Raw genomic sequence first — 13,420 nt, forward strand, 5'->3', positions numbered from 1 at the left:
CTTCGCGCCCATTGCGGACATCGCGGGCATCGCAGGATTCCCTATCGCCAGCGCTGAGAAGGTCACGATTGCAAGCGACGCGGCAAGATGATGCGAAACTGAATTTTCGATCATCCTCGTATTACACGGCTCAATGTGTCTATGACGGTTATACCCAGATCACCAACGTCTTTGACGATAACTGAGTTGCTGTAGAACTGAGACGCAGCAAATCCGATTCCGACTCCCACCAGCTCAATTGCACCCTCTTGCTGAGTTCGGGCAATAACCTCACTCAAATGCCGATTCAGAAAGTCCCGATCGTTGGCGAGAAGGGTTGAGTCATCCGCGGGTACGCCGTCTGAGAGGACCAGTATAATCCGCTTGCCCGCAGAGGTTTCCATCTGACGGGAAATGGCCCACTCGATCGCCTCGCCGTCAATATTTTCCTTCAAGAGGTCTCGACGAAGCATCGGCTTAAGTAACTCGGTTTTAACGGGTCGGCCCGGTAATTTCGCAGATTTGTAGATGATGTGAAGTGTATCTGCGAGTCTGCCCGGAGCTGCTGGCCTATTTTGCCGTTCCCAAAGTTCACGGGACTTTCCCCCCTTCCAGCCAACTGTTGTGAAACCTAGAACTTCATACTGGACACCCAATAAGCTGAGGAAATCCATCGTGACATCACATGTCGCAGCGGTGAGTAAAATGCTTTGACCGGCCATTGATCCGGAGTGATCAACAAGAATGGTGACGAGGGTATTCTCAAGTGCTTCTGGGGATTTCTCGGCTCGGATTTCGCACGACGCCTCTAGGCCTGCAATATGCGCCTTTATTCTCCACTTTTGCAGCGCGTTCTCAAACGTGTGCCACGCTTCAAAGTAGTCATTTTTCTTGTTGGCTGGCAAGCGGCCGAGAATCGAGTCGAGCTCGTAAGAATGCACAACAACGTCAAATTCTCGGGTGAAGACGTGATATCCTAGATTATTTTGTTCGACCTTCTTTGTTTCCTGTCCCGAGATAAAAAATCCGCTTAGCTTCTTAAAAAAATACGACATGAACTGCTCAAGGTTTTGCGGGCCGCTTGTTTTCGGGCGACAGATTTATAGACAGATGGATTGTATGAATACCAAAGCTATCAGGCAATGTCCGCTTCGGGCACCCCGAAAGCAGACGCGCGCAGCCTCCGAGGTGGCCGCGGCTGGATCGTGTGGAAAGCGCTCACACTCACTGAATTCGCTTTCACAGCACACCCTCAACGAAATCTACTGTTCTCTATTCGTATTCGGACATTCTCGGGTGTTATATCAAATCCAGTCGCCCGTTTGCCGGACCAGTTGATGCCAACATAAAGCCCATCTCTTTCTAGTCCGGAGAGCCAACGATCCACGAATTCTGGAAGCTCGAGGCGGCAGGTTCGGAAGCCGCTATATGCAAAGACATTGTCTATGACTTTTTGGGCCTTGCTTTCCAGAGACCAAAACGGCATTGCCGTCTGGCCATCTAAATTCGTCGATGTAGGGAACCCCTTACCATCTTGAATCGACCAAACACTTCCGTGTGCGATGACCTCGCTAAAAAATCTCTCGGCTTGTGCAGCTGCGGTGCTCATATCCCCATCAAAGCATTTCAGGCAAAGGTCCACAATGGGCAAAAAGCCGTCTCACCGAGATCGCATTCGCGATGGCATGGATGCTTCAATCGATCCTCGCCGCCGCTGACGACGCCAGGCCTCGTCTTGCGATTTCGTCTGCGGGCGAAACCTACCGATCCCGTCATCCGACGATCCAGTCCAGCGCCATGGCTGCACGGCAACCGCTGCGTGCCTCGAGGTGAAGCTGCAGTCTTGCCGCTGCCCCGGGTCGGCGTCCGCGGTGGCGTTGTCAGCGGCCGGCCCAAGTAAAAGGGCAGCATATATTCGCATTTGCTAATGGAACTTTTGGCATCGGCTCCGCTTCTATAATTATTCACGGAAGGAGCGAATTAATGGGCCGACCCAAGAATGCAGCAATGCATCGACGAGTGCCTCAGCTGCAAATCCGTCTGTCCCTCGACCCGATGCACAGCGGACTGCAAGCGCGTGGCCGACATGAGCGTTTGTGTCGAGGCTTGCCGCAGATGCACGGAAGGCTGTCGCCAGCGTTGGACGGATGGGTATCGATATAAGTACGGCTGTCAGAGGCCTGCGATGGCTGGCGATCACGATGGTCTGCTGCAGCTGTGCTGCCTGTACGACCACGCAAGCGCCGAACAGCAAAGGATATATTTCCGAAAAGGTATACGGCGTGAAGGCGGGTCCGCGGGTCGCCTACGGCAAGAAAATTCCCAAGGGCCGTGGCCGCTATATGGTCGGCAAGCCCTATGTGGTGAAAGGCAAGCGCTATTATCCGAAGGAAGAGCCGAACTACGACAAGAAGGGCGTCGCTTCCTGGTACGGCTCGGCGTTTCGCGGGCGCCTGACCGCAAACGGCGAAATTTACGACCCGGATCACCTTTCTGCCGCGCATCCGACCCTTCCCCTGCCCAGCTATGTGCGGGTGACCAATCTTGAAAACGGTTCGTCGCTCATCGTGCGCGTCAACGATCGCGGTCCCTTTCATCACGGTCGCATCATCGACGTTTCCAGCAAGGCAGCCGACATGCTGGACCTGAAGCACCGTGGCACGGGCGCCGTTCGGGTGCAGTATGTGGACCACGCCCGCTTGGCCGGACACGATATGCCCTATCTCATGGCCTCCTACGTCAAGAAGAGTGATCGCTTCCCGGTCGTCAATCCGGAGCCTCAGATCGCAACCGGCGTGATGGTGGCCTATCAGTCGCTGGGCGACCATTTGCGGAGCGACGGTCAGTCTCTGTGGTCGACGCAGACGAACTTTGCCGGCAATACGCCAAGCGCCTCCTACCAGACAGGGACCAGCGCCGCGGCCGCGTTCCAGACATTCGAGCAATTCGTGATGTTGCCTGAGATCGGCCACATAACCTTTGAGCGGCCGTCCGAATACGCCCTGGCCAACGGCCTGGGCGGCGATGCAGATGTCAAATATTGCTTGGACGAGAATATTGATGACGGTGTGCGCGGCATGTGCGAGGTTCAAGTTCTCCCCCTGCCGGGTGTCAATCGCAATAAGCGTCTGACCGGCGTGATCTCCATAAGGCGGCGCCGGTCTTGCCGAAGGGGCCACCGCTGGCGCGGGACACAATCATTCTTCCCTAGAGTCCACAAAGCGCCTACGCTCATGACCGACCTTCACTGTGTGCCCTGTCATGAGCCGACGGGTACGGTCAAACTCACTTTCACCCGATCCATCGCCACGAACGTCTGGAAGCGTTTGACGTTGTCGTTGCCGAAGAACAGGCGCCGCGTAAGCGCTTCGTAGTCTGCCATCGTCGGCACGACAATCACAAGAACGATGTCAGCCTCTCCAGTCACCTATTGGCATTGCTGGTTTTCAAGCGCGGAGGCGAACGCTCGCTTGGCTTCCCGCATCTGCAGGCTCGTCGAATACCAGAACCTCTGGCATATGGCCTATGTTTGGCATTGTCATTACGCTCTCATATGCTCTGAGGCCGAGGTTGCATCGAAACCGGGGGCCGGCAACTGGAACAGAATTTCGCGAAATCGCTCCAGGGCGACACTGATGCAACCCAAAAGTCCTGCCTGACTGCCAAGAGTGCTGAGGGCGCAGGCGGGAGGAGCCGGCATGCACCGGGCAAGATGATATTCGACGCGATCGATCAACTCCCAACGCGCGCCGACGCTGCCGCCGAAAATAACGGTTTGCGGATCGAGTACCGCCGCGACGGCGACAATTGCCGCGGCGATGACACGCGACACCTCGTCGATGACAATGGAGGCGGCAGGATCGGAAGCGCGGTCGAATATGGCACGCACCGTCAATCCTGGCTCACCGCCAAGACCTTCGTAGCGAGCCTTTATCGCAATGCTGCCAACTGAGGATTCGAGAGCTCCGGCTTTGAAAATGCGGGAATCGAATGGGTCGGCACCCACAGGCAATGTCGAGATTTCGCCGGCTGCGCCGTGAGCGCCGCGAACAACGCGACCCTCGTTGACAATGCCCATGCCGACCCCCGTGCCCAGTGCGATGAACACGTAATTATCGATGCTCTTGCCGTGCCCCAGCCTTTGTTCGCCTTTGGCCGCGAGATTGACATCGTTGTCGATGAAGACAGGGAAGCCCAGCCTTTCGTAGAGAAGGCTCTCGACAGGAATATCCGTGAGGCCTGGAATATTGGGCACCATGTGCAGACGGCGGGTCGCAGGATGAACGGCGCCGGGGATGCCGACAACTCCGCCTTTGACTTTTTCCGCATGAATACCCGATCGTTGCAGGAGTTCAGCGTGGATACGCGTGATCTGATCGACAAGGTGCATACCGCCGCGCGCGTCCGTTGGTTCGCAGCTTTCCTCAAGCACCGACCCGGACAAATCGGCAAGCGCCGCATGGACCTTGGTCCCGCCAACATCGACGCCCAGAAATAGAGCCTTTCTCGGATTGGGCTCATAATTCATGGCGCTACGACCGATCGCGCCTTGTGTTTTTCCGCTCTGTTGGACCCATCCTTCATGTTCGAGAGTGCCGACTATCTCCGACATCGCCTGTTTTGAAATACCGGTGAGGCGAGCCAGTTCGGCTCTCGATACAGGCGCACGCTCGAACACCGCCCGCAAGACCGTGCGTGATGTAAGCTGGCGGGTAAGCGAGGTATCCATCATTTTTTCGCCTAATTAGTAAACTTTCCGAACTAATATGCAGATTCTTCTTTCGTTGCAATCCAGAACGTCCCAGTTGCGGCATGATTCGTGCTTGTATTCGCCTTTAGTCGTACAGCTCCCTTATGCTTAGTATGATTGCTTTACAAATTTAAAAATTAGCTCGACAAAGCGCCGGTCAACTCCGGGCGGAAGCCGGAACTAACGGAGAATCTTATGACTTTGAAAATGAAGCGTGTTCTCAAGCTTGCAGGATTACTGCCGGCGCTCACCGTCGCAGCATCGGTCGCGCAGGCCCAAGAGGCAGCAAGCGCAAAATCACCCACCGGCTATAAGCTGGTATGGTCGGACGATTTCAATAAACCGGGTTTGCCGGACAGCAAGAAGTGGGTCTACGATACCGAAGCCAACAAGACCGGCTGGTACAACAACGAAAAGCAATATTATGCAGTTCGCCGCCTTGAGAATTCGAAGCTTGAAAACGGAAAGCTGACGATCACCGCGCGCAAGGAAAAACTGACTTCCGCGCCGGATTACGGTGGACAGAACTACACTTCAGCGAGACTGATTACCCGTGGCAAGGCCAGTTGGACCTATGGGTATTTCGAAATAAAGGCCCGCTTACCTTGCGGCAAAGGCACTTGGCCAGCATTCTGGATGCTTGGCCCCGAAGAAATCCCGTGGCCCGACAATGGCGAAATCGACATCATGGAGCAGGTCGGAAAAGCACCGTCAAAGATAACCGGTACGATCCACACGGCCTCGACCGCGGGCACGTTCGGTGATGGCGGCGAGACGACCATTCGAGACGCTTGCAAGAAATTCCATGTCTACCAGACGACCTGGACGCCGGAAAAAATCACCATCGGCGTCGATGGCAAAGTGTTCCACACATACGAGAACGATGGCAAGGGCAAGGCCAGCTGGCCCTTCGACACGCCGCATTACCTTCTCGTCAATCTGGCCATCGGGGGCGATATGGCAGGCAAGGTCGATGACCGGATATTCCCTGTCAGTCTGGACATCGACTACATCAAGGTCTATCAGCGCGAAAAATAACCCTGAAATGGCCGTGCCGAGGGGGCGCGGCCGTTTTTATGGCAGCTCCGACCAAGAGCGCGCAACAAGTCAAAAAACTCTTGAGCACGCCTCCGTGATTTGGACCCGATCCGCGAACGCCCATACAAGGCCCGCGGCAAAAACGGTCGCACCGGAGCCGGACAGATGTCAGCACCCGACTACACGCCACGCATCCAAAAATTGTCGTGCTTTCAACGGGGGCGTCGACAAACAGGCGGACCAGAGAATGCCTCTCGAATTCGGGCCGAGTGCTCGGCTTCCGCAGCTTCCGAAAGATTATCAGCGTCGAAATAGACAATATCGATGTCATTGATGCCATGAGTGGCGGAAAGCCAAAAGCGTGATTCCAAACCGTTTGGGCAATAGCACCAGCCACCAGCCAGGAATCAGGAAGAGCAATTTGATCCCAATTGCTGAGGATCGAAGAGAGAAGTGGGCTCTCGGAGACGATAGATTGCAATTCCATGTGCAGGTCTTCGCTCACTAAATCTTCCTACCAACTAGGGACAGCAACCTACAACGCCTGCAATATCGCCAATGGTTTCGGCGCAATCGAAGATGCATCACGTGCAAAAGAAGGCGGCATCCTTCCAGATGCCGCCTTCTGATCAGGATGAGTCCTGACTGCGTCTTGTTCCTACCCCCTGCGATAGAGAACCATTCCAGCATGATGCAGGACGTCATCGATAAAATCGCCGTCTGCTGTGAAACCGGTATCGTCCCAATACTCGACATGATTTCCGGAGACCTCGTATCGTCCTTGATAGGCGCTTTCGCGCGAGCCGCGTGCTTCATCGTAACGTCCGCTTGGGAGCAACTCGTGCCGGATGCGACCGTCTGCCGTCTGCCACATGCCAACATAAGGGTGGGACGACGTGGCATGGACGGTCATTGTGCCGTCCCCATCTTGCCCAGGAACCGCTGGATGCTCTCGGGCTTGACGATCCATGCATAGTTCAGCTCATGACGGATTTTCCATTTGCCGCCAGTGCATTCCCAGCCGAGCTGCGAGCGACCGTCGAACGCGATGACCTTGTCGTCAAGACGATCGATACGACCGACGAAACCAAGCGTCGTTGAAGCGACGGTATCCCCCACGATTGCATCGTGACCATCGGTCAAGCCGTGGTGGACCGACCGCGCGGCGTTTTGCAGCGCTTCCCAGTTTGCGCCGTAGCGGGCGGAATCGCGAAAGAGCTGTGTGTCGCCGGGTGCGAAATTGTCGTAAAAGACCCCATTGGAGTTTTCCAGGTCGTAGTACCTGCTCAGCTTTTGAGAGAACACGAAATTAGGGTCGCCTTCGTGGCGTTCCCAGCCTTTCATGATCCAGTCTGCATGAAGTGCGAGGGGAGCATCGGCGCCCTCCCGGGGACATGAGCTATCCTGTGCAGCAACAGGTCCGGCGCAAGCGCCAATAGCCATAGCAGCGGCGATTATGATTTTCCCGTGTGTCATTGGACTACCTTCCTTTGATGACCAAGTTTCTTGTCTGTCGTGCCGCCAAGTCAGGTTCGTCGAGGCACGAGGAATAGGTAGACAAATTTGATTGTCGCTTGTATCTCCTTTCGGCTAACGTGATTGGTTAGCAAAATTCGACAATGACAATCGACTTAAACCTTCTGCCTGTCTTTCTCGCCGTAGCCGAAGAGGGGAATTTCAGGGCAGCCGCTGATCGCCTCGGCGTCACCCGCTCTGCCGTAAGCCAGGGAATCAGACGGCTGGAGGACATTTGCGGCATCGCGCTCGTCAGCCGCACTACTCGCAGCGTGCGTCTAACCGAGGCCGGGAACCGGTTTCGCGAAGCACTTTCTCAGCCAATGGCAGATGTAAAATCCGCATTCGAGGAGGTGGCAGGTGACGTCAGTCCTCGTGGGTTGCTGCGGATCGCAGTAACTTCGATTGCGGAACAGTTTCTCTCCGGTCCCCTGATCGCCTCCTTTGCTGAGGCCCATCCAGGTATTACCATCGACGTAACGGTTACCGACGACATGTTCGACATCGTTGCTGCCGGCTTCGATGCGGGGGTACGGCTGGGCGAAGTGATTGAGCAGGATATGGTGGCGATCCCGCTGACGAGAGAAGAGAGAGAAGTAGTGGTTGCTGCGCCAGAGTATTTCGAGCTCCACGGGACCCCGCGGCATCCTCGGGAATTGGTGCATCATCGTTGCATCGGATGGCGCCCATCGCCTAGCGCGGCTCCGCACCGGTGGGAGTTCGAGCAGGACGGCATAGCGTTCGACGTAGCCGTCGAGCCCCAAATTACGACGAACGACTTGCGTCTGATGATCCGGACAGCGCTCGCTGGCGGGGGCATCACATTTGCACTGGAAGAGACATTTCGCCCCTATATTGATCGCGGCGAGCTGATCACGGCACTGGACGACTACCTGCCACCTTTTCCTGGATTCTTTCTATATTTTCCAAACCGACGGAACATGGCGCCCAAACTGCGCGCGCTCATTCACCATGTTCGCGCGTACAGGCGGGCATCTTTTGCGATTGGATAGCAAAGGAAGCGCACGACTTTCGCGGATCAATCCCCACGTCGCGGGTCAAGCAGCGACCAGCGAACCCCAGTCGTTGGCCCTCCCGGACTCAATGCTTAAGGATCTGACTGAGAAAAAGCTTCGTCCGATCATGCTGCGGATTGGTGAAGAACGCCTCCGGATTCCCCTCCTCGACGATCTGACCGGAATTCATGAAGATCACTCGGTCGGCGACCGCTCGCGCAAAGCCCATCTCGTGCGTGACGCAGACCATCGTTATGCCGTCGCGCGCAAGGCTGGTCATGGTGTCAAGAACCTCCGAGACCATTTCCGGATCGAGCGCCGAGGTCGGCTCGTCGAACAGCATGACGGCCGGCTCCATGCAGAGACTGCGGGCAATGGCAACACGTTGCTGCTGGCCACCGGAAAGCTGGATCGGGTATTTGTTGGCCTGTTCGGGGATGCGGACTCGCTCCAGGAAGCGTAACGCCGTTTTCTTCGCTTCCACGGCCGACACGCCCTTGATCCACATCGGCCCGACCATGCAGTTCATCAGAACCGTCATGTGCGGAAACAAATTGAAGTGCTGGAACACCATGCCAACGTTCTTGCGCACCTCGGCGACGTTGCGCATCTTGTCGTGAAGTGTGATGCCGTTGACGGTGATCTCGCCCTGCTGATGCGCTTCGAGCCGGTTGAAGCAGCGGATGAGGGTCGACTTGCCAGAACCGGAAGGGCCGCAAACGACGATGCGCTCGCCCTTCCTGACCGTCAGGTTGATGTCTTTCAGCACCTGGAACGCGCCATACCATTTGGCGACGTCCTTCGCCTCGATGATCAAGTCCATGCTCATCTGACTTTACTCCTGGCGTAATGACGCTCGATACGGGACTGGATGAGTTCAAGGCAGATCGACATGATCCAGTAGATGATCGCGGTCGAAATCAGCATTTCCATATGCTGGAAAGTCTTTTGGCCAAGCGTGCGGGCGAGAAACATCAGTTCCCAGACGCCGATGACGGAAACCAACGAGCTGTCCTTCAACATGGAAATGAACTGGTTGCCGGTCGGCGGAATGATGACCGGCAGCGCCTGCGGCAGGATGATCCGGCGCATGGTGATGCCGAAGCCGAAGCCGATCGACCGTGACGCCTCCCATTGGCCGCGATCGATGCTTTGGATGCCGGAGCGGAAGATCTCGGTCATGTAGGCGCCGTAGCACAGCGACAGCGCGAGGATGCCGGCGGGTACCGCGTCGATGACGAGGCCAAGCTGCGGCAAGCCAAGATAGATCAGATAGACCTGCATCAAAAGCGGCAGGCCGCGGAAGAAGGACGTATAGAAACTGGCGATGGCATAGGCGAAGCCGTTGGTCGACAGCTTGGCGACGGCGCCGAGAATGGCGATGACGGAAGCGATGACGATCGAGATTGCGGAGACATAAAGCGTTGTCACTGCGCCTTGCGTGATCAGGAAGGGCAGCTTTTCCCAGATGAATGGCAGGCTGAGATGGAAGGTCTCGAAGAAGGCGAGAAAGAGCATCAGCAGTTCGAACCAGACGATGGCGATCTGCACCTTGAGCGGCGCAAACCCGATCAGCACTACGTTCAGCGAAAAGATCACGGCGACGACGAAGGCGACGGCGAACCGGCCGTAGAGACCGCTTTGCAAGGGATCGCCGATGACCGGGCGCATCAGCTCGCCCATGCTCGTGCCGGTCAGGTTGAATGCAAGAAAGATCGCCAGAACGACGGCGAACATGGTGACGACGAACCACGGCTTGTGTACGAGAACTTCAGATTCGACTGTATCCGGGTAAAGCATCTCTTGTCCTTCGGACGGTTTGGCGGCCCGTGTTTACGGACCGCCTGAGAGGGTGGTTATTTCACGGCGGTGTAGTCGACGCCGTACCACTTGATCGAAAGTTTGCTCAGCGTGCCGTCGCTCTGCATGCCCTTCACCGCCTCGGCGATCTTGGCATCGAACTCTGCATCGCCATGCTCCGTCGCAACGGCCAGCGGTTCGTAGAATACGGGATCGCCGAGCTGCTTGATCGGGTATCCCGCCTTCTCCGCATCGATAATGCTCGGCAGCGACGAGACGACCGCATCGAGGCGGGTGCCGTCACCCAGGCGCAGGTCATCGAACGCCGTCGTCGAATTGCTGTAGGACTTCACGTCCTTCGGCTTGAATTCGTATTTGAAGGCTGGCGCACCGGCAGCATCCAGCGTCAGGTCCTGTTTGGCATAGGCCTCGAAGGTGGAGGTCGCAGTCGTACCCACTGCCTTGTCGTTGAGATCCGCGAGCGTCGTCGCCTTGCTATCCTTGTGAACAGCGACGGCGGCAGGGGTGTAGTAGTAAACACCGGGGAAATCGAAGATCTCCGCCCGCTTTTTGGTCGGGGTCATGGAGCCGACATGCATGTCCCAGCGGCCCGACCAGTTGCCGGCCGTGATGATATCCCAGCCGGGCGTGACGAATTCGACGCTGACGCCGAGGCGTTTGCCGATGTCCTTGGCGACATCGACGTCGAAACCATCGAGTTCGTTCTTGTCGTTCATGAAGGATTGCGGCGCCCAGTTGGCATCCGTCGCAACCTTCAGCGTCTTGGCCGCGAGCACCCGATCGAGGACTGCGCCGGCATTGGCCGGAAGCGCGGAAAACGTAAAGGCGAGTGAAGCTGCAAGCGCCGTCAGTTTGGTGAGATGTCTCATGCTGTCTGTTCCCTTTGTTATTGATGAATTCCGCGGCTGAACCCTCCCGGTCTCGCCGCTATGGTCGCAATTTAGTACCCATTGAACTCGCCCGGTCTTCCGTTGAACCGCAGCAGGTTTGCGCTGCCTCTTGCTTGAAAAGGTGAAAGTCAAAGCTCGCCCTTCTCCCGCACCTCCGCGCGGACGCTGCCTGCTGCCCGGAACGCCTCCACGCCTGCGGGAATGCCGCAATAAACAGCGATCTGGACGAGTGCAGCGCGTAGTTCGTCATCTGTCAGGCCGTTGCGGATCGCGCCCCGGAAATGAATGCCAAACTCGTGCATGCGGTTGAGAGCCGCGAGCATTCCAAGGTTGAGAAGGCTGCGTTGCTTGAGATCGAGACCATCGTCGGTCCAGGCGGCACCCCAACAATATTCGTTGAGAATATCCTGGAACGGCCGGGAAAAGTCGTCCGCGTTACTCAAGGCCCGATCGACATAGTCGTCACCGAGCACTTTGCGCCGCACGGCCTCGCCAGCTTGCTGAAGCGATTTATCCATGGCTCACCTTTTCTCCTGAAAGGAAATCCCCCATCAATAGTGCCACTGTCACCGGCGCTTCGATGAGGATGGAGTGCCGCAGGCCGGGCAGGATCGCCAGCGTCGAGCCCGGGATGCGGTCACGCATGTAGGCTGCCATGCGCGGGTTCGAACCTGCATCCTCCTCGCCCGTCGCAATCAGCGTCGGGCAGCGGATCTGGTCGAGAAAGCCACCGAAATCCGTTTCCGCCAGAACACGATAGGCCGAGGCATAACAATCCGGATCGTTCTCGGCATCCCGAGCACGCAGCCTCTCGATAATCTCCGGATTGCGCTCCTGAAACTCCTCCGTCAGCCAGCGCGACAGCGAGGCGTCGTGATGGGTGCCCGGATTTCCGATCCGCAGGGCTGCAAGGCGGGTCAGTACGCGTTCGCGCTCCTCCGGCGTGCGACCTGCGACAGTGGAGAGAAGGACCAGCTTTCTCAACCGGGCCTGATGCGTAAGCGTTAGCCGCTGGGCAATCAGCCCGCCAAGCGAGAACCCCGCCAGATTGAAGGTATCGAAACCTGCATGCGTGGCGATCGCCAGCGTCTCATCGACGAAATCGTCGATTTCGTAACGCCCCTTAATCCGTGTCGAACGCCCATGACCGCGCAAGTCGAACGTCAGGACCGTGAAGCGATCCTTGAGTTCCGCCACCACGCCACGCCACGCCTCGAGGCAGGAGCCGACACCATGGATGCAGACCAGCGGTTCCGCGCCGTCGCCATCGATGCGATAGTTGAGCGTCACGTCACCGACGGTATGATGCTGATGCTCCGTCATCCTCAGCGTCCCGAAGCCACCGCGCGCTGGCGGTCCTGGTCACGGGCGGCGAAGAAGGGCATGACTTCATCGACGAAAAGCCGCAGCGTCTTCTTCTGCAATTCGAACGGCAGGTTGAAGGTGAGGCCGAGGCAGTATTGATCGACGCCAGCCGCTTCATAGGCGAGCAGCTTCTCGGTCACCTCGTCAGGCGTCCCGAACATCAGGTTCTTGCGGATATTGTCCGGATTGTAGTTGTCCTTGCCTTTGACGCTTTCGAACGGCACGGCCTCGGGGAAGCCATCCTTGACCGCGCCGATGTTCTGCATGAGATTCTCGAAGGTCCGGCCATAGTCCATGCTGTGCTGGACGGCCAGCTGCCAGTCCTCTGGCTTGTCATAGACGCAGGTCCGGCGCTGCATCATGAAGCGCGGACGCGGAACCTCCGGATGGTCGGCCACTGCTTTTTCGAACTTGTCGGCGAGAACCTGGATTTCGGCCGCAGGCGCGGACAGCGGGGTGGACAGGATGTTGGCGCCGACGCTGATTGCCCAATCGAACGTGCCGGGATCGCGGGCCGCGACCCAGATCGGCGGATGCGGCTGCTGCAGCGGCTTTGGTACGGCGGTGGCGAGCGGAAACGTCCAGTGGTGTCCATCATGGGCGTAGTCGCCCTGCCACAGTTTCTTGACTGCCGGAACGAGTTCCTTCAGGTAGGCAACGCCCTCTTGCTGCGGCATGCCGCCTGCCATGCGGTCGAATTCGTATTGATAGGAGCCGCGAGCGATGCCGAATTCCAGTCGGCCATCCGTCAGGTGGTCACAAAGCGCTGCCTCACCGGCAAGCCGGATCGGGTTCCAATAGGGAGCAACCAGCGTCGAGGTGCCGAGCCGGATCTGTTGCGTGTGCTGCGCCAGCCAGGTCAGTGTCTGAAACGGGTTAGGCGAAATCGTGCACTCGATCGTGTGATGTTCGGCCGTCCACAGCGTTTCGAAACCACCCTCGTCGGCCATGCGGGCAAGCTCGAGGAGATTGCTTTTGACTTTGGACATTGGCGCGTTCGGCGAGAAACGTTCCATGGTGAGTGAGACTGCAAATTTCATAGGATT

At 57.3% G+C, this 13,420-nt stretch carries 15 protein-coding genes and 2 pseudogenes; 3 read left to right on the plus strand and 14 right to left on the minus strand.

The features are described 5' to 3' along the window. Positions 1 to 110: 110 nt before the first annotated feature. Both WI754_RS27390 and WI754_RS27395 read right to left on the minus strand, forming a co-directional pair. Positions 111 to 1,034, minus strand: coding sequence for a cobalamin biosynthesis protein CobT (locus tag WI754_RS27390; protein ID WP_341487128.1), 924 nt, complete (start codon positions 1,032 to 1,034; stop codon positions 111 to 113). A 197-nt stretch (positions 1,035 to 1,231) separates the two neighbouring features. Then, entirely contained in the window at positions 1,232 to 1,588 is a 357-nt protein-coding gene (locus WI754_RS27395) for a DUF2750 domain-containing protein (protein ID WP_349438020.1), read from the minus strand. 538 nt (positions 1,589 to 2,126) lie between these two features. On the opposite strand from WI754_RS27395, the gene WI754_RS27400 reads away from it, so the two are divergent. Further along, the gene (locus tag WI754_RS27400; RefSeq protein ID WP_341487129.1) at positions 2,127 to 3,353 is read left to right on the plus strand and encodes a septal ring lytic transglycosylase RlpA family protein; all 1,227 of its coding nucleotides are present in this window, start codon (positions 2,127 to 2,129) and stop codon (positions 3,351 to 3,353) included. On the opposite strand, the pseudogene WI754_RS27405 reads toward WI754_RS27400, so the two are convergent. Next, positions 3,239 to 3,475, minus strand: a pseudogene (locus tag WI754_RS27405) (Lrp/AsnC ligand binding domain-containing protein); the annotation flags it as partial. The gene WI754_RS27400 and the pseudogene WI754_RS27405 overlap by 115 nt on opposite strands. 45 nt (positions 3,476 to 3,520) lie before the next feature. Continuing rightward, positions 3,521 to 4,708 (minus strand): ROK family transcriptional regulator, encoded by a 1,188-nt coding sequence (locus WI754_RS27410; RefSeq protein WP_349438021.1) that lies wholly within the window; start codon positions 4,706 to 4,708, stop codon positions 3,521 to 3,523. A gap of 216 nt (positions 4,709 to 4,924) precedes the next feature. On the opposite strand from WI754_RS27410, the gene WI754_RS27415 reads away from it, so the two are divergent. After that, positions 4,925 to 5,767 carry a glycoside hydrolase family 16 protein gene (locus WI754_RS27415; protein ID WP_341487131.1) on the plus strand — a complete coding sequence of 281 codons (843 nt, stop codon included), beginning with the start codon at positions 4,925 to 4,927 and terminating at the stop codon, positions 5,765 to 5,767. Positions 5,768 to 5,979: 212 nt separating this feature from the next. Here the strand turns inward: WI754_RS27415 and WI754_RS27420 are convergent, their stop codons facing one another. The 4 genes and pseudogenes from WI754_RS27420 to WI754_RS27435 form a co-directional block, all read right to left on the minus strand. Next, positions 5,980 to 6,138, minus strand: coding sequence for a nucleotidyltransferase family protein (locus WI754_RS27420; RefSeq protein WP_349438069.1), 159 nt, complete (start codon positions 6,136 to 6,138; stop codon positions 5,980 to 5,982). A 12-nt stretch (positions 6,139 to 6,150) separates the two neighbouring features. After that, a pseudogene (locus WI754_RS27425) lies at positions 6,151 to 6,254 on the minus strand (hypothetical protein); the annotation flags it as partial. A gap of 171 nt (positions 6,255 to 6,425) precedes the next feature. Then, positions 6,426 to 6,680 (minus strand): Atu4866 domain-containing protein, encoded by a 255-nt coding sequence (locus WI754_RS27430; protein WP_341487132.1) that lies wholly within the window; start codon positions 6,678 to 6,680, stop codon positions 6,426 to 6,428. After that, positions 6,677 to 7,111: a hypothetical protein gene (locus WI754_RS27435; RefSeq protein WP_349438022.1), complete on the minus strand. Its 435-nt coding sequence runs from the start codon at positions 7,109 to 7,111 to the stop codon at positions 6,677 to 6,679. Before WI754_RS27435 ends, WI754_RS27430 begins: the two co-directional genes overlap by 4 nt. A gap of 275 nt (positions 7,112 to 7,386) precedes the next feature. Between WI754_RS27435 and WI754_RS27440 the strand changes: the two genes are divergently transcribed. Next, entirely contained in the window at positions 7,387 to 8,295 is a 909-nt protein-coding gene (locus tag WI754_RS27440) for a LysR family transcriptional regulator (RefSeq protein ID WP_341487134.1), read from the plus strand. Positions 8,296 to 8,383: 88 nt separating this feature from the next. Here the strand turns inward: WI754_RS27440 and WI754_RS27445 are convergent, their stop codons facing one another. From WI754_RS27445 to WI754_RS27470, 6 genes are all read right to left on the minus strand, one after another. Then, the gene (locus WI754_RS27445; RefSeq protein ID WP_341487135.1) at positions 8,384 to 9,127 is read right to left on the minus strand and encodes an amino acid ABC transporter ATP-binding protein; all 744 of its coding nucleotides are present in this window, start codon (positions 9,125 to 9,127) and stop codon (positions 8,384 to 8,386) included. Continuing rightward, positions 9,124 to 10,098: an amino acid ABC transporter permease gene (locus tag WI754_RS27450; RefSeq protein ID WP_341487136.1), complete on the minus strand. Its 975-nt coding sequence runs from the start codon at positions 10,096 to 10,098 to the stop codon at positions 9,124 to 9,126. The genes WI754_RS27445 and WI754_RS27450 overlap by 4 nt, the downstream gene beginning before the upstream one ends. Positions 10,099 to 10,154: 56 nt before the next feature. Next, a complete protein-coding gene (locus WI754_RS27455; protein ID WP_341487137.1) occupies positions 10,155 to 10,988 on the minus strand; it encodes a transporter substrate-binding domain-containing protein in 834 nt (277 codons plus the stop codon). A 149-nt stretch (positions 10,989 to 11,137) separates the two neighbouring features. Next, positions 11,138 to 11,527 carry a carboxymuconolactone decarboxylase family protein gene (locus WI754_RS27460; RefSeq protein WP_341487138.1) on the minus strand — a complete coding sequence of 130 codons (390 nt, stop codon included), beginning with the start codon at positions 11,525 to 11,527 and terminating at the stop codon, positions 11,138 to 11,140. Beyond that, the gene (locus WI754_RS27465; RefSeq protein ID WP_341487139.1) at positions 11,520 to 12,332 is read right to left on the minus strand and encodes an alpha/beta fold hydrolase; all 813 of its coding nucleotides are present in this window, start codon (positions 12,330 to 12,332) and stop codon (positions 11,520 to 11,522) included. The genes WI754_RS27460 and WI754_RS27465 overlap by 8 nt, the downstream gene beginning before the upstream one ends. A gap of 2 nt (positions 12,333 to 12,334) precedes the next feature. Beyond that, positions 12,335 to 13,414: an LLM class flavin-dependent oxidoreductase gene (locus WI754_RS27470; RefSeq protein ID WP_341487140.1), complete on the minus strand. Its 1,080-nt coding sequence runs from the start codon at positions 13,412 to 13,414 to the stop codon at positions 12,335 to 12,337. Between the last annotated feature and the right edge of the window lie 6 nt (positions 13,415 to 13,420).

This window comes from Pararhizobium sp. A13 (assembly GCF_040126305.1).
Taxonomy (GTDB): Bacteria; Pseudomonadota; Alphaproteobacteria; order Rhizobiales; family Rhizobiaceae; genus Pararhizobium.